Annotated in this window: 14 protein-coding genes and 1 pseudogene; 4 read left to right on the top strand and 11 right to left on the bottom strand. The window is 66.7% G+C overall.

The genetic code is table 11. The features are described from left to right. Positions 1-69: 69 nt before the first annotated feature. Complete coding sequence (locus AC0B44_RS02665) at positions 70-717, top strand: helix-turn-helix domain-containing protein (RefSeq protein WP_471901394.1); 648 nt, start codon at positions 70-72, stop codon at positions 715-717. Positions 718-783: 66 nt separating this feature from the next. Here AC0B44_RS02665 and AC0B44_RS02660 read toward each other — a convergent pair whose 3' ends face one another. After that, the gene (locus tag AC0B44_RS02660; RefSeq protein WP_471901393.1) at positions 784-2121 is read right to left on the bottom strand and encodes an ammonium transporter; all 1338 of its coding nucleotides are present in this window, start codon (positions 2119-2121) and stop codon (positions 784-786) included. A gap of 369 nt (positions 2122-2490) precedes the next feature. On the opposite strand from AC0B44_RS02660, the gene fdhD reads away from it, so the two are divergent. Continuing rightward, positions 2491-3321: a formate dehydrogenase accessory sulfurtransferase FdhD gene (gene fdhD, locus AC0B44_RS02655; RefSeq protein WP_471901392.1), complete on the top strand. Its 831-nt coding sequence runs from the start codon at positions 2491-2493 to the stop codon at positions 3319-3321. Between the two features lie 10 nt (positions 3322-3331). On the opposite strand, the gene AC0B44_RS02650 is transcribed toward fdhD, so the two are convergent. The 8 genes from AC0B44_RS02650 to AC0B44_RS02615 all read right to left on the bottom strand — a co-directional run bounded on the left by AC0B44_RS02650 (position 3332) and on the right by AC0B44_RS02615 (position 12581). Further along, complete coding sequence (locus tag AC0B44_RS02650; RefSeq protein ID WP_471901391.1) at positions 3332-4120, bottom strand: SDR family NAD(P)-dependent oxidoreductase; 789 nt, start codon at positions 4118-4120, stop codon at positions 3332-3334. A gap of 48 nt (positions 4121-4168) precedes the next feature. Then, positions 4169-4825 carry a PaaI family thioesterase gene (locus AC0B44_RS02645; protein ID WP_471901390.1) on the bottom strand — a complete coding sequence of 219 codons (657 nt, stop codon included), beginning with the start codon at positions 4823-4825 and terminating at the stop codon, positions 4169-4171. Next, complete coding sequence (locus tag AC0B44_RS02640; protein WP_471901389.1) at positions 4822-5691, bottom strand: MaoC/PaaZ C-terminal domain-containing protein; 870 nt, start codon at positions 5689-5691, stop codon at positions 4822-4824. The genes AC0B44_RS02645 and AC0B44_RS02640 overlap by 4 nt, the downstream gene beginning before the upstream one ends. Positions 5692-5694: 3 nt before the next feature. Further along, positions 5695-6900 carry a lipid-transfer protein gene (locus tag AC0B44_RS02635; RefSeq protein WP_471901388.1) on the bottom strand — a complete coding sequence of 402 codons (1206 nt, stop codon included), beginning with the start codon at positions 6898-6900 and terminating at the stop codon, positions 5695-5697. A 10-nt stretch (positions 6901-6910) separates the two neighbouring features. Continuing rightward, positions 6911-9100 (bottom strand): acyl-CoA dehydrogenase, encoded by a 2190-nt coding sequence (locus tag AC0B44_RS02630; protein WP_471901387.1) that lies wholly within the window; start codon positions 9098-9100, stop codon positions 6911-6913. A gap of 84 nt (positions 9101-9184) precedes the next feature. After that, the gene (locus AC0B44_RS02625; protein ID WP_471901386.1) at positions 9185-10348 is read right to left on the bottom strand and encodes a steroid 3-ketoacyl-CoA thiolase; all 1164 of its coding nucleotides are present in this window, start codon (positions 10346-10348) and stop codon (positions 9185-9187) included. 136 nt (positions 10349-10484) lie between these two features. After that, positions 10485-11102, bottom strand: a complete 618-nt coding sequence (locus AC0B44_RS02620) for a TetR/AcrR family transcriptional regulator (RefSeq protein WP_471901385.1) — start codon at positions 11100-11102, stop codon at positions 10485-10487. Between the two features lie 234 nt (positions 11103-11336). Continuing rightward, positions 11337-12581 (bottom strand): AMP-binding protein, encoded by a 1245-nt coding sequence (locus tag AC0B44_RS02615; protein ID WP_471901384.1) that lies wholly within the window; start codon positions 12579-12581, stop codon positions 11337-11339. A 468-nt stretch (positions 12582-13049) separates the two neighbouring features. Here AC0B44_RS02615 and AC0B44_RS02610 point away from each other — a divergent pair, with 468 nt between their 5' ends. Together AC0B44_RS02610 and AC0B44_RS02605 are read left to right on the top strand one after the other, a co-directional pair. Further along, on the top strand, positions 13050-13454 hold the full coding sequence (locus tag AC0B44_RS02610; RefSeq protein ID WP_471901383.1) for a helix-turn-helix domain-containing protein: 405 nt from the start codon (positions 13050-13052) through the stop codon (positions 13452-13454). Then, entirely contained in the window at positions 13454-14164 is a 711-nt protein-coding gene (locus AC0B44_RS02605) for an RES family NAD+ phosphorylase (RefSeq protein ID WP_471901382.1), read from the top strand. The genes AC0B44_RS02610 and AC0B44_RS02605 overlap by 1 nt, the downstream gene beginning before the upstream one ends. Positions 14165-14428: 264 nt before the next feature. Here the strand turns inward: AC0B44_RS02605 and AC0B44_RS02600 are convergent, their stop codons facing one another. Both AC0B44_RS02600 and AC0B44_RS02595 read right to left on the bottom strand, forming a co-directional pair. After that, the gene (locus AC0B44_RS02600; protein WP_471901381.1) at positions 14429-15151 is read right to left on the bottom strand and encodes a hypothetical protein; all 723 of its coding nucleotides are present in this window, start codon (positions 15149-15151) and stop codon (positions 14429-14431) included. A 957-nt stretch (positions 15152-16108) separates the two neighbouring features. After that, positions 16109-16405, bottom strand: a pseudogene (locus AC0B44_RS02595) (IS3 family transposase); the annotation flags it as partial.

Raw genomic sequence — 16405 nt, 5'->3', positions numbered from 1 at the left:
ACCTCCGATGCTCCGGTCGGAGGTGCCGTTGGCTGTCTACTGTCGGGAAACAGGATGTAGTCTGCCGATATGACCAGACCGGACCGCGCCGTCCTCCACGACACCTCCGGTCGGGAGGTCCCCCGGGACACCCCCACGGGCGTCGACCTCGAACGCGCCATCGCGCATCAGGTGCGGGCGCTGCGTCTCGCCAGCGGACTCTCCGTCGGCGACATGGCCGCGAAGGTCGGGATCTCCAAAGCGATGCTCTCGAAGATCGAGAACGCACAGACCTCGTGCAGCCTGTCGACGCTCGCACGTCTGGCCGCGGGCCTCGACGTGCCCGTCACCTCGCTGTTCCGCGGCGCCGACGCACACCGCGAAGCAGTGTTCACCAAGAGTGGCCAGGGCGCCGAGATCGTCGGCCGCGGCACCCGCGCCGGTCACCACTACGAGCTGCTCGGCGCGCTCCGCGGGCAACACCAGCGTCTCGAGCCGGTGCTGGTGACGCTCACCGACGCGAGCGACGTCTTCCCGCTCTTCCAGCATCCCGGCACCGAACTGCTGTACATGCTCGAGGGCGAAATGCTCTACGGCCACGGCGATTCGGAATATCGTCTCACTGCCGGGGACTCGCTTCTGCTCGACGGTGAGGGCGTGCACGGCCCGAACGAACTCGTCACACTGCCGATCCGCTTCCTCGCCGTGACCGCCTACCCGGACAACCACCAGGGATGACGATGCCCCCGCCGGAAGACACCGGCGGGGGCACTTCGCCCGTCAGGGATGCTCAGGGCACCGTCGCTAGTTGGTGGGTACGACGATGTCGCGGTCCTCCGCGAAGTCGGACGGACGCATCTTCGACTGCGTACCGGTGGCGAAGGAATCCATCACGTACGCCGTTTCGCCGTGCACGGGCACGTCGATGCCGATCTTCTCGGTCTCGGCGTCCACCCGGATACCCATGATCTTGTCGAGGACCTTCGCGATGAGGAAAGTCACCGCGAACGAGTACGCGAACACCGCAGCCATCGCGACGATCTGGCGACCGAGGAAATCGATGCCGCCGCCGAAGAACAGGCCGTCGACTCCGGCCGGAGCAGCGGCGGTCGCGATGAACGCGATGAGAGTCGTGCCGACGACACCACCCATGAGGTGGATGGCGACCACGTCGAGGGAGTCGTCGTAGCCCATCTTGAACTTCCACCCCACCGCGAAACAGCTGACGGCACCCGAGACGACGCCGACCGCGAGGGCGCCGAGCGGCGAGACGAGGCTCGCAGCCGGGGTGATGCCCACGAGGGCGGCGATCATGCCGGACACCGCACCGAGAGTGGTGGCGTGCTTCTCCGTGATGCGTTCGACCAGGATCCAGCCCAGCAAGCCGGCCACGGCCGCGGCCATCGTGTTGAGTACGACGACACCGGCGGTGTGGTTGGCACCGCCCGCGGATCCGCCGTTGAACCCGAACCAGCCGAACATCAGGATGCCGCCGCCGAGGACGACGAGGGGCAGGCTGTGGGGCCGCGCCACATGCGGGAAGCCACGCCGGACACCGAGTGCGAGGGCGACCGCGAGCGCGGCGACTCCGGCGTTCATGTGGACGGCTGTGCCGCCCGCGAAGTCGTGCGCGCCGAGCGTGTTGGCGATCCATCCGCCCTTGGTGCCGGCGTCTTCGTCGTCGAAGGCGAACACCCAGTGCGCAACGGGGAAGTAGACGAGCACGAGCCAGATCCCCGAGAACACGAGCCATGCGGAGAACTTCATCCGGTCCGCCACCGCGCCCGCGATGATGGCCACCGTGATTCCGGCGAAGAGCAGGTGGAAGGCGGCGGTGAGGGCGGCCGGAATCCCACCGGCGGGATCTTCTTCGAGCAGCGAGCCGAGTCCGACATCTGTGAACGGATTGCCGATCAGGCCGAGTCCGCCGACACTGTCGCCGAGGACGGCCGCGGGGCCGAAGAACACCCACACGACGCCCGCCACCGCGAACCCGCCGAGCACCATCATGATCATGTTGAGCGCACTCTTGACGCCGAGCATGCCGCCGTAGAACAGCGCGAGGCCCGGGACCATCAGTGCGACGGCCGTGAACGCCGCCAGTATCCAGGCGGTATCCGCAGCAGCAAGTGCCTGTTCCATAGGGTCACCTTGTCCAGTCCTGAGGGAAGACCTTTCGGCCCATCGATCGGCGAGGGTCTTTCCTTGTTCATCACCGTTCCCTGAGAGTGGACCGGGCATGTAAACCCGCACGCTCCCGAGCCGTGAAGATCTCGTTACGGGCTGGATCCGCCGCGACTGACGACGTATCCGGCCCGACCCGGCCGTGGGAGCGTTCCGGGCGGGACTTCCGTATCGTGGGAAGACGACACCTCGTCCGGGAGCGACCCCGTGTCCGGCCGGGCAGAAAACCGTACGCCGACGCACGACCCGCAACGAATACGAACGCCGCTGCCAGCGCAGCGATTACAGCACTGCCGGGAGATCCCGCTCCGGCACCGGAGGTGAATGATGGGACGCGTGACCGCCCGTCGACCCGTACTGCGCATCACGGCGGGCCGAGTGTCTCGGCGACCCGACACCCTCGCCGTCGAGGAACCGCTCGAGATCCGGATCGGCGGCGACGCGCTGACGATCACGATGCGAACGCCCGGCCACGATGTGGATCTGGTGCACGGCTTCCTGCTCGGCGAAGGCATGATCGGCGACCGCGAGGACATCGCGGCGGTCCGGTACTGCGACGGAGTCGACGAAACCGGCGCCAACACCTACAACGTCCTCGACGTCGCGCTCGCCCCCGGTGTCACGATCGGGGAAGGAGTCGGCCGGCGTTCCTTCACCACCACGTCGGCGTGCGGTGTGTGCGGCAAGGAGTCGCTGGATCAGGTGCGCACCCGTACCCGGTTCCCGCTCACCGACGCGGACTCGCCCATGCTCGCGGCCGGAACCCTCACCACGCTGCCCGACACCCTGCGCAGCAAGCAGCAGGTGTTCGCCTCGACCGGCGGTCTGCACGCCGCGGCGCTGTTCACTCCGGACGGCGAACTACTCGCGGTGCGCGAGGACGTCGGACGGCACAACGCGGTCGACAAGGTTCTCGGCTGGGCGCTCACCAGCGGCCGGGTCCCACTCTCGAACAGCGTGCTCATGGTGAGCGGGCGCGCGTCGTTCGAACTCGTCCAGAAGGCGGTCATGGCCGGGGTGCCGATGCTCGCCGCGGTCTCGGCACCGTCGTCGCTCGCCGTGGACCTGGCCGCCGAGTCGGGATTGACCCTCGTGGGATTCCTGCGGGGCGACACGATGAACGTCTACACCGCAACCGAGCGCGTCAAGGTCGGCTGAGCAGGCGCGGTCAGTCCACGTTCGGCGCCCACTGCACGCCGTTGATGTGGCTGCCGCCGTCGACGAACAGCGTGTTGCCGGTCAGATATCGCGAGTCGTCGCTCGCGAGAAATGCCGCGACGGTGCCGATGTCGTCGAGCGGGTCACCGATCCGGCCCATCGGGTTCGCTGCGGCCTGCGTTGCCGCCATCTCCGGATCGGCCTCCGCCACCCGCCGATAGGCTGCGCTCTGCGCTCCGGGACAGATCACGTTGCAGCACACCTGCTTCGGCGCCCACTCGCGGGCCGCGGTGCGGGTCATGCTGCGCAACGCTTCTTTCGCAGCGTTGTACGACACCGAGTACATGTGCGCGTTGACGCCGTTGAGGCTGCACATGTTGATCACCCGTCCGGTGCCGTGCCGCGCCAGTTCCGGGTAGGCGCCCTGCATCGCCCAGAACGCGGCCATCACGCCCATGTCGAAGCCTGCCCGTATGGAGTCCTCCGGCGTCTTCTCCATCCGCGCGAATCCCAGCGACCGCCAGGCGTTGTTGACCAGGATGTCGAGGCGGCCGAACTCCCGGGTGGCAGTGTCGACCATCGCGTGCACCTGCTCCCGATCGGTGACGTCGGTGTGGACGAACTCCGCGCGGACGCCCCACCGGTCGGTGAGCCACCGCGCGGTGTCGGCGCCCGCCTCCGAGTCCACCTCGGCGACCAGGATGTCGGCACCCTCACGAGCGAGTGCGCCGGCGACTCCACGGCCGATGCCCATGCCCGCACCGGTGACGACGGCGACCCGCCCGTCGAGTTTGCCCATCGTGTTCACTCCCGGATCTCGTTGACGCTCAATGGTGGTGGGTGACCGTCAGCGCGGACGGGGAACCGTCTTGTCGATGAACAGCGCTTCGACGGACACACATACGGTGCCGTCGGCGGTCTTGATCTCTCCCACCGTGTCGATCTTGCGGCCGTCCTGCCGAACCAACCGGCCTGTCACGGTCAGCGGTTCGAACAACGGGGTGGGCCGGTGGTATCGGACGTTGAGTTGCGCGGTGGCTCCGCTTCGTCCGGCCCAGGCGTTCGCCACCCCGAGCGTGTGGTCGATCAGCAGCGCGGACACACCGCCGTGCACGTGCCCGGGCGGGCCCTGGTACGGGAAGGTCAGCGTCACAACCCCTTCCACCGATCCGTCCGCACGACCGGCGAGCACCAACGGCGGCGCCAGCGCATTCTCCGGCCCGGTGACGGGATCGTGCCGGGTGACACCCTCCCCGTGCCACATGTCGACCAGCCGCTCCTGCACTTCCGGGGCGTGCTCCTCGAGATGCTCGGCGATGTTGTCGAGTTCCTCCGCGACCCGCTCGAGATTCGCGTTGGTGCGATCGGTGCGCAGAAGTGCGTCCACCACGCGCCGAGCGGCGGCAGTGGCCCGATCGACGGCGGTGTCCTGCGGGGCCGACGTCAGAATCGTGCCGTCGGGCGCATTCCCGACGGTGGGGTGGACGTTCGGATCGACTCTCATCGGATCTCCATCGTGGCGTGGGTGAGCACCGGTTGCCCGTCGCGCTCGAGGCAGGTCGCGAGCACGGTGAGGGTGTCGCCGTCGCGCCACACCGCGGTCTCGATCGTCTCTCCGGGGTACAACGATCCGGCGAACCGCACCGAGAACGTCCGGACCCGGGTGGGGTCTCCGTCGAGCACGCCGTCGACCACCGCCTTGCAGACGATGCCGTACGAGGCGAGCCCGTGCAGGATCGGCCGGTCGAAACCTGCCATCTTCGCGAATGCCGGGTCCGCGTGCAGAGGGTTCATGTCGGCACTGAGCCGGTACACCAGTGCCTGCTGCGTACTCGTCGGGGACACGAGGACCTTGTCCGCGCTCCGCTCCGGCACCGCGTTCGACGTATCAGGCCCGGCATCGCCACCGAAGCCGCCCTCGCCTCGCGCCCAGATCTGCATCGCTGTGGTCCACAACGGGTTTCCACCGGAGTCCTGCGCGGACTGCTCGAGCACGATCACCGCCGCTTTGCCCTTGTCCCATACGTCGGCGACACGCGACGAGATCGTCGCGGCGCCCGAGACCGGGATGGGGGCGTGCACGGTGAGGGACTGCCCGCCGTGAAGGATCTTGCGCAGATCGATGTCGATTCCCGGCAGATTCAGCCCGGCGGGTGTGACCGCGCCGGCCGAGACTCCTTGTCCCGCAACCATGGCGAATGTGGGAAGGACCCGCAGGTTCTTCTCGTAGACCCATCCCAGCTCGGCCGGGTCCAGCGAGTCGACACCCGCACCCAGGCCGAGGTGGTAGAGCATCACGTCCCGCTCGGTCCAGCCGGCTTCGCGGACGGTCGGGTCGGCCGTCAGCGCGGCGGTCACATCGATCGGCATGGGTTACGACTCCTTCGAGAGGGTTCCGGACCGGTAGAGGGTAACGACACACGCCCCGCCGAGACCGAGATTGTGCTGCAGGCCGACGGAAGCGCCGTCGACCTGGCGGGCGTCCGCTGCTCCGCGCAGCTGCCAGGTCAACTCGGCGCACTGTGCGAGACCGGTGGCACCGAGAGGATGTCCCTTCGAGATCAGTCCTCCTGAGGGGTTGACCACCCACTGCCCGCCATAGGTGGTGGCGCCGGACTCGGCAAGCTTTCCACCGTCGCCGGGCGCACACATGCCCAGGCCCTCGTAGGTGATGATCTCGTTGATGGCGAAGCAGTCGTGCAGTTCGATCACGTCGACATCGGCGATCGTCAGTCCTGCCTGCGCGAATGCCTGCTCCGCGGCCGCACGGGTCATCGGCGCGCCGACGACGTCGATCATCGAGTTCTCCGCGAACGCCGCGGCACCGTCGGTGGTCATCGCCTGTCCGACGATCTCGACCGCCCGGTCTTCGAGCCCGTGTTCGCGTACGAACGTCTCGCTGACCACGATCGCGGCGCCGGCGCCATCCGAGGTGGGCGAGCATTGTGAGCGTGTGAGCGGAGCGTGGATCATTTTGTCCGCCAGGACCTGCTCCAGGGTGTACTCGTCCCGGAACTGCGCGTACGGGTTATTCACCGAATGCGCGTGGTTCTTGACCGCGACCGCGGCGATCTGCTCGGCGGTGGTGCCGTACCGCTCCATGTGCTCGGCTGCGGCGTTGCCGAAGAGCTGCGCGGTCATCGGACCGGAGGCCCAGCCGAACTTCTCGACCATGATCTTCAGCTGGTCGTCGAGAGTGGTGACCTTCGGCATCTCCCCCGTGCCGGTCAGCGCGGTTCTGGTCATCTTCTCGAAACCCACGGCGAGCGCACAGTCCACGAACCCCGCCTGAACCCACTCACGGGCCATCAGCAGCGCCGTCGATCCGGTGGCGCAGTTGTTGTTCACGTTGACGATCGGGATACCCGTCAGGCCCGTTTCGTACAGTGCCCGCTGCCCGGCGGTGGACGCTTCGAAGACGTAACCTACCGCCGCGCGCTGGACCTGTGCGTAGTCGACACCGGCGTCCGCGAGCGCGTTGGACACGGCCTCGGTGACCATGTCGGGGTACTCCCAATCACGGGTCTCGATCTTCTCGAACTTGGTCATGCCGACGCCGACCACGAAGGTGCGATTCATGCGGGGGCTCTCACTTTCCGGGCTCGGGATCGCGCGGCAGGCCGAGGATCCGTTCACCGATGATGTTCAGCTGGACGTTCGTGGTGCCACCGGCGATCGACATGCACTGCACGTTGAGGAACATCTGTGTCGCAGACCGTCGGTCCTGTCCGCCGACGAGCGAGGACGGGCCGGCCCACTCCATCGCCACTTCCCACACCTGCTGGATGTGCTCGACTCCGAGCAGTTTGGCCACCGACGATTCGGCGCCCGGCTGAGCACCGGTCAGGGTACGAAGCGTGGAGCGCAGACCCATGAGGCCGCCGGACTGGGCGTCGCACAGCACTTTGCCGAGCACGGTGAGCTGTTCGTCGTCGAGTCCACCGGGGATCGACTCGGCCAGTGCCAGCAGGGCTTCCCCGCCCGCTCCGAGCGACGAGTCGTGCGACAAGGACACCCGCTCGTTGGCGAGAGTCGTACGAGCGAGTTTCCAGCCGTCACCCGGCTCACCGACCAGGCAGTCGTCGGGGACGAACACCTCGTCGAAGAACACCTCGTTGAACAGCGCCTCACCGGTGATCTCGCGCAGTGGACGAATATCGAGGCCCTCGGTGTTCTTGATGTCGATCAGGAAGTACGACAGCCCTTTGTGTTTCGGCACGCTCGCGTCCGTCCGCGCAAGGCAGATTCCCCAGTCCGCGACCCGTGCCATCGAGGTCCAGACCTTCTGTCCTTGCAGCTTCCAGCCACCCTCGACCTTGGTGGCTTTGGTGGACAGCGATGCAAGGTCGGATCCCGCGCCGGGTTCCGAGAACAGCTGGCACCACACGATGTCACCGCGCAGCGACCCCGGCACCAGACGCTCGATCTGCTCCTCACTACCGTGAGCGAGCAGAGTGGGCACCACCCAGTTGCCGATGATCATGTCGTGCGGTTCGAGTCCCGCGGCGCGCAATTCCTCGGCGATGACGAGTTGGGTCACCGCGTCGGCGCTCTTGCCCCACGGTGCCGGCAGATGCGGTGAGGTGTAGCCCTTCTCTGCGAGGTATGCGGTGCGCTCGGCGCCCTCGAGGTCCGATGCGGGTTCGAGCTCGATCCGCACGTCTGCGCGGATCTTCTCCGCCTCGGGAGGCAGTTCGATGCCCAGCACGCGCCGGGCACCGCCGAGGGTGAGTCCGGCGACTCGGCGCTTCCAGGATGCTGTCGAGCCCGACAGGATCCGCAGGGTCTGTGCGCGGCGCATGTACAAGTGGGCATCGTGTTCCCACGTGTATCCGATTCCGCCGAGGATCTGGATGCAGTCCTTGGTGACCTGGAATGCGGCCTCGGGTGCGACGGCGGCGGCAACAGCAGAGGCCAGCGAGGATTCGGCTGCCGGGACATCTTCACCGAGCGCGCGCACCGCGTCCCAGGCCGCGACGCGTGCCTGTTCGGTGAGGCCGAGCATCCGTGCCGCTTTGTGCTTGACGCCCTGGAACTGGCCGATGACCCGGCCGAACTGTCGACGAACTCTGGCGTAGTCCGCAGCGGTGGTCGTGGCCCAGTCGGCGAGGCCCGCTGCCTCCGCGGCGAACAGCGTCGCGGCGATGTCGAGCACCCTCTGGGGAGAAGCCTCCAGTACCTCGGAGGCGGCCAGAGGCAAGTCGTCCACGGTCACTTCGGCATTCCGGCGGACCACGTCGTAGCCGGGCAGGTCGGTGACCTCCAGCCGGTCGCGGTGCACGAGCACGAAGGCGAGTTCTCCGGCATCGTTTGCGGCGAGCAGGAACAGATCCCCCACCTGTCCGCCGAGCACGTGGCTCGACGTACCTGACAAGGTGACCGAGCCACCGTCGCGAGAGATCCTCAACCCGCCCGGTTGCAGCGAGACAGCACCGAACACCGAACCGTCCGCCAAGCCCGCGAGTTCGTCGGTGCGCCCGGCGTCGTGAAGTACGGCCGACACGACGACCGTCGGCAGAAAAGGTCCGGGAACCATCGAGCGGCCGAGTTCTTCGGCCACGATTGCCGTTTCGAGCAGCGTGAACCCGGCACCACCGACCGACTCCGGCAGGTGGAGACCCAGCATTCCGAGTTCCGCGAGCGAACCCCAGTACGAAGGCCGAGCTTCGGTCTTCGCCTCCACAGCCTCGCGGATCACCGCGGGTGTGGCATGGCGTCCGGCCCAGCCACGCACGGAGTCGCGAAGGTCGCGGTCCTCATCGCTCAAGCCCAGAGTCATGAACGCATCCTTTGTTAGAAGAAATTCCAATTTTCCGGCGGACGTACGCCTCCGACATGGCGTACCGCCGGGCCGAACAGGGTGTCAGATGCGCTCGATGACGGTGGCCGTCGAGAGCGCGCCGCCCGCGCACATGGTGATCAATGCCGTGGAGCGGTCGGAACGCTCGAGTTCGTGCAGGGCACTGGTGATCAATCGCGACCCGGTCGAGCCGACCGGATGGCCGAGTGCGATCGCACCGCCGTTGACGTTGACCTTGCTCATATCGGCCTTGTGCACCTGGGCCCACGAGAGCACCACTGAAGCGAACGCCTCGTTGATTTCCACGATGTCGATGTCCGACAACGTCATTCCGACCCGCTCGAGGACCGCGCGGGTGGACTCGATCGGGCCGTCGAGATGGTAGTACGGATCGGAACCGACCAGTGTGGAGGCGAGGACCCGGGCGCGCGGCCGGAGTCCGGCTTCCCGCGCTGCGTCCTCGCTCATCAGCAGAACCGCAGCCGCGCCGTCGCTGACCTGCGACGAGTTGCCGGCTGTGTGGATGCCTCCCTCGATGACCGGCCGCAGCCCCGCCAGTCCCTCCGCAGTGGTCTCGCGGAGTCCACCGTCGCGAGTAACGGTGGCGATCTCTCCGGTGAGTTCGCCCTCCTTCGTGACGACGGGTGCGTCGACCGGCACGATTTCGCGGTTGAAGCGGCCCTCGGCCCATGCGATCGCGGCACGGCGCTGGGACTCCAGTCCGAATGCGTCGACATCGCCGCGTCCGATACCGCGGTTGGCGGCGATCCGCTCGGCGGAGGTGAACTGGTCACCCATATCGATGGCCCAGTCGTCGGGGTACGGGTTGCCGGTGCCCGGGGCGTTGGCCTGACCCAGGAACACCCGGCTCATGACCTCGACGCCACAACCGATACCGGCATCGATCTGGCCGGAGGCGATGAGACCGGCGACCATGTGGACGGCCTGCTGGGAGGAGCCACACGCGCAGTCGATCGTGGTCGCACCCGTCGAATAGGGAAGGCCCGCGTGGAGCCATGCCTGCCTGGTGACGTTGTTCGACTGCTCCCCCGCCTGGGTGACAGCGCCGCCGACGAGCTGACCGATTCGGTCCGCCGGCAGACCCGTCCGGTCGAGCAGTGCCTTTTGTGCGGCGCCGAGCAGCACCGCGGGATGGACTCCCGCCAATTGACCACGGCGGCGCCCGATCGGTGTCCGCGCGGCCTCGACGATGACGACGTTGCTCATGCCACTCCCTTGCCATTTCGGAATTACTGAAATTTATTCTATTTAGCAGCAGGGTGTGGAACCGTGTCGTCCCACCGAGCGGGACTGTGCACGTAAGAGGGCGTCCGCAGGGGTCGATCGGACGCGGGATCGAGGGTCAGCGCGGGTTGCCGGGCAGATCGCCGAGAAGCCGCTCGCACGCGACCCGCAGGTCGAATTCGACCTCGGGAATCGAAGTACGGTTGTTGAGCGCCGACTGAAGCAGGCCGAACCACAGTGCCACCACGAGCCGCAATACGGTGGCATCACGCGTGGTGGGCTCGTCGATGCCGGCAACGTCGAGAAGCAACCGCTGGAAATGCTGGTCGATCTTCGCCGCGTCCGGGACAGTGGCCGCATTCGAGGTCCCCGCGGACTGGAGCATCGCGTTGGCCAGCAACGGCGCTCGCAGCAGCGCCCTGCCGGCCCTCACGAGCGTCTCGTAGACAGCGTCGCACGGCGACGACGATGTGGGCGAGCGCCGCTCGGCCTGCGCGTCCAGCCGATCGATCCGGTCCAGCATCACCGCGACGAACAGATGCGTCTTGGACGGAAAGTACCGGTAGAGCGTGCCGAGCGCGACGCCCGCCAATTTCGCGACCTCCTGCATCTGGACGCGTTCGAGTTCTTTCTCTGCGCCCAACTGGGCCGCTACACGGAGAATCCGAGCGTGCCGCGCGCGCTGCTCGGCCGAAGAGGGCTCGGCGGCGTCGCGCATCTCCGCAAGTCTCGGCATGTCCGCCACCCTTCCCCATTCGGACGACACCGAGGATGAATACTCTCATCCACCGGTACCGGACACCACTCCGCTCCGATGACCGGAAAGGCGCGCCGGTGTCGACATCGCTTGTCGCACTGGGACAGATCTCTTCAACCGGCGCCACCGGGTGTTGCAGTTCACACGTTCGGCCCGGAGTCCGGGTCTACCGATCTCCGGCAGCCGCCCCGGGGACGCGCACGGGTGGGCCGGTCACTCGGCCGACTGGAGAGTTGCCTTCGCCCAGCGATAGTCGGCCTTGCCTGCGGGTGACCGGACGATCGCCTCGACACCGACCACTGTGCGGGGAACCTTGTACCGCGCGACAAGGGAAGCGACATGGTCGATCAGTTCGTCGAGCGAGGGGACTTCGTGCCCGTCGCGGGGCTGGACCACCGCGCCGACCTTCTGGCCGTAACGCTCGTCGTCGACGCCCGCGACCAGCGCGTCCATCACTGCGGGATGACTCTTGATGGCCATCTCCACCTCTTCCGGATAGACCTTCTCGCCACCGGTGTTGATGCACATCGACCCACGACCCAGCAACACGATGGTGCCGTCCTCCTCGACCCGCGCCATGTCTCCGAGGATCGACATCCGCACGCCGTCGATGACGGGAAAGGTTGCCGCGGTCTTCTCCGGATCCCCCCAGTACCCGAGTGGGACGTGGCCGGCCCGGGCGATGTACCCGATCTCGCCCGAACCCGGTTCGACGGGACGAAGCCGCTCGTCGACCACCCGCACGGTCGGCTTGGCCGCGATCCGCATGACCCCGTCGGCACCGATCTCGAGATTGCCGTCCACCCCGGACTCGGACGAACCGAATCCGTCGCGGACCGTCGTGCCCGGAAGGAGTGAGACCAGTTGCTCGCGTACCCCTTTCGAGAACAGAGCTCCACCGGACCCGAGCACCATGAGAGAGCTCAGGTCGTAGTCCGCTCCGTATGCGGCGATGGCATCGGCGAGTGGACGGGCCATGGCGTCACCCACGAGGGTCAACGTCATGACCCGCTCGCGCTCGATGAGCGAAAGCGCCTCGGTCGCATCGAAGGCGGGCATCAGCACATGTGTGGCACCGACACAGAATGCGGTGAACAGGCTGTACAACGCCGCCCCGTGGATCAGCGGCGCGGTGAGCATCCACGACATTTCCGGGATATGCGGGACCGCGGCTGCCACCTGCTCCGCGCTGCCGTACGGGTCGCCGAACGGGTTCCCGCCGGTGAGAGCGGCGTGGAAGAAGTCCTCGTGGCGCCACATCACGCCTTTCGGCATTCCTGTGGTGCCGCCGGTGTAGATGATGAACAGATCATCGTCGCTTCGCGCCTCGAAATCACGCTCGGAGGACTCCGGGGTGGCAGCCTTGTGGAAGTCGACGGCGGGCACACTCCCCCAGTCCACCTCGGTGGCCGGGCCGACGGTGACGACGTGCTGCACCGTGGGGGTCCGAGGCAACACGGCGGCCGTGGTGGCAGCGAATTCGCCGTCGGCGATCCTGCTCGCGGGATGACGTTACCGAGCCTCACGTTGGGCCCGTCTCCTCGCTACCCTTCTCCCGAGAGCAGAGGCGCATTACCCGCATATCCCGCGTATCATGGAAAGTGTAGTGAGTTCCGAGGAGGACACATGCCGATCCCTAGCACGCGGCGCGATGCCAGCACCGGAGCGTATGTCCTACTCACAGCCTGCACCGCACCGGAGCAAGATCTTGCGAGCACGAGGTCCGTGTCCACCCCGGCAACGACCGAGGTGCGCATACAGCTCTGCGATCACGTACCGGCAAGCGAGAATCCCGCTGACCGAGGTCTCGACCTGCCTGAACCGGTGGCCGAAGCAGTAAGTTCTGCGCTGCGACATCTCGCCGATGCCTTATCAGGTATTGACACCCACCCCCGCGATGCCGAGGTTCAGGACAGTTGGGGGCCCGTGATCGACGTCGAGGAGGCCCAGACGCTCGAACGCGAGAACCTGCACCTGCAGGCCCGACAACGGCGAGAGCAGCTCACCGCCTCGTTCAGTCGCGCCGAGGTTGCCGAGATGCTCGACGTCTCGACACAGACGGTGTCGGACATGCGCGTGCAGAACCGGCTGATCGGTCTGAGGGACGGGCGGGAATGGCGGTTTCCTGCCTGGCAGTTCACCCCGGACGACGCCGAACCGGTACTGCCGGACCTGGCCCGGCTCGTGCGCGACTTCCCCGGCGGAGTGGTGAGCCTGTCGCGGTGGATGACCCGCCCGAATGTCGACTTCGACGGCCGCACCCCCCAGCAGGAGATGCTGCGTGATCGCGAGCATGTGTTCGCGGTGATCCATGCTCTGACGGCGGCTTGATGGCGCGTCCGCTACCCAGCCCCACCCGTCCGCTGCCCCACGCAGATTTCCGGTGGACCTGGGCTCCGGAGTCGACCGGTGCCCAACGTCCCTGGTTCCGGGTCTATCACCAGGCCTCCCACACTCCGGACGGGGTCACCTTCCGCTCCTACGGCCCGTTGCATCGCTTCGACCACCACACACCACCGTTTCGAGCCCCGGCGCTCGATCCCGCCGGACGTTCAGTGCTGTATGTGGGCGAGGATCTGGCGACCGCCGCATGCGAAGTGTTCGGCCAGGCCGGGGTCGCACCGCTGTGCTCGCGGCGACGAATCAGCCAGGTCGTCCCGACCCGCGAGGTGCAGACCTATGCGATGGACACCCCCGGGGCGGCGATGGCGCTCGGGGCGTTTCCTGCCTTGGCCGACGCCGACCTGCCTCGCGAACGAACCCAGGAGTGGGCGCGGGCAATCTACGAGGATCAACCGGCCAGGGAGAAGATCGAGGGAATCCGGTACCGCACCGCCTACTACGGCGGCACCTCGCTGGTGCTATGGGACTGCCCCGACGCGGTCGCCGTGGCACGAGACGCGGCCGGCCAACCTTTGGACCTTCCGCTCGTGCATGACGCAGTGCGCCTTCGACTGCTGAAAGCGATACTGCCCCTGAATATCCCGGTGATTCTGGTCGCCGACACCAGTTGCCGAGAGTGCGTTGATGATCCTCTCTGACTTCAAGGTGACGCTAACGACATACCCGGCATTGTCCAGAAGCTCATATCATCACAACATGCCAACTGGGCCAGCACACGAACGCATTGTTAATGAGGTCGTCAATGGAGAGGTAGTTGCGCAGCAGGTGTTTCCGTGCAGGTGCATGCAGGGTGAGGACCACCTAGCCGACGATTCGTCGTGGGGTGACGAGGACGACTCCCACCCCAAGTCCGGCTTCGCTGGCGCCGAGGAAATTTGGCTTTCTAGCGGGATGGATGAGGATTACGACTTCCGAACCACCAAGCACTGAGCGTCATATTCCCGGCTTGGACCGGAATTTTCGAAGCCGTCGTCGCCCGTCATGCCCTCCCGCTGCTCCGCCGCCTGGCGCGGTCCGAAGCTGAGCAGGTACGCGGGATCGCGACCCTGACCGATGTGCGTCTGCTCGGCCTGTTGACCTGGGCTGTCGGCTGAACCCGTCACCGGACTCCGGTGGGACGTCCCAGCCCACTTGGATACGCCTCGCGCCTCTGGGCTGTCACGGCCGGTATCGGCTCTTGCGGCGCCCCGCCGAAAGGAGAGTCGAGGCGAGAAAAAGGAACCGCCGTTCCCCGCTGCGCCCACTCCCAAGGTCAGCGCCAGGACAGCCGTCATGGCCTGCACCCGGAACGGCCCGTTCTGGCGCGGCGCCCATCTCCAGAATGCCGCGATCTCGGCATCGGTGTAGGGCGGCGACAGCTCGTGTCGCGACGAACGCTCACCGGCGGGAGGCCACGGGGCCCGCACCGTCACCACCCGGGCCAGCCGCCGCAGCCGCGACATCTCCGCAGCCCGCGACGTCGGCGCCAACTCCCTCATCCCGACCAGGCGGTACCGCTCGAGCACATCCGGGGTCAGCACCACCTCCCTGTCGAGTCCGAGTCCCTCGTCGAGAGCCCACACCGCCAGCCGGGTGAGTACCTTGAGCGCGTTCGCAGCCTGACTGAGCAGCGTCGGTGCAGACAATTCGACCGTCTCCCGCACCCACGGCCCCACCACCGCCCACGCGCCCGGATCAACCGATCGTGGTTCAAAGTTCCTGATACACGCCGCAATCGACTCCGGATCATCGGTGCGGCGCCGGTACGCGGCCATCATCGATCACCCAGGTCATCGGATAGCGCAGTGCACCGCGTGCTTCCTGGCCCTATCCGGGCGCAGAGGGGTATTGTCATGAGTGGTCACAACCTCATGAGTCACATCGATCCCGCAGGATCCTGGCTGACGAATTCAGAAGGGCACCGAATGCGCCTCGGTGTCCTTCGAGGTATCAGAGGTATTGATCACCACCTTCGCGAATGCGCACGACAGTGCTCGTTCTATGTGGATCTAGAACGAGTCGGCGGAATTCAGATGGCGTAACACCCACGGTAGCCCTCGATTCCGCATCAAGGAACCGGCCCGAGGAACGGATCGAGAGCGCCGCGACCACGCAGTAGATCAACAGCTCGGGGCATGGGCTCACGCCAATCTCAGGCCTGCCATCTGCCACGACGCAGGCCTAGAATTTGGGGTTGCGGGCCCGCAACAGCTGTCGCTTGCGGATCAACCCGTAGTGCCGTCACCGGCGGTGGCGGTGCGGTTCGCGACACCAACGGAAACTCCCGACGCCGCGGGCTAGGCGTATATCGGGGCGCCGTCAGATCACGCGGCGCCCCATACGACCACCGTCAACCGACTGCCCGGAACCGCCCTCGCGCTGGGGCTGCTAACTCAAGTTGATGTGCCATGCGCGTCAGACTTGCCGAGGCCGCGCCACAACGTGGAGTAGCCGCGTCGGCTTCTGGTCAAGAGCGGTCCAGCGTGAACGAGCATTCTGGGGGTAGAAGATCGAGTCACCTGCGCCCAGCGTGTATGTCTGGTAGGGAGGCTCGACTTCTACGTCCAACCGGAATGTGTCAAGGGGTTTGAGTCCAGTGGGTGTCAGGCGGCTATCGTGGCGTCCTCCACGGTGGCCTCGGGATCATCGCCTGGCCGGTTGATGTAGACGGTGTCGGGCAGGTCGAGGATCTTCGGCGCTGCCGTGGTGCCGAAGCGATGCGGATGCCGGGCACGAGCAGTATCGAGTACCTCTCGGCGTTCGGCCGCCTTGCCGGCGGCCAGACCGAAGTGGACATCGGCGGGTGTGTGCAACCCGATTCCGGTGTGGCGATGTTCGTGGTTGTACCATTCGGTGAACTCGATCATGAACCCCCTTGCCTGACTGAGGGATCCGAAACG

It is taken from the genome of Rhodococcus sp. NPDC019050 (assembly GCF_055664235.1).
The sequence above is the reverse complement of the archived record's forward strand: the minus strand, read 5'-3'. Positions and strand labels throughout refer to the sequence as shown.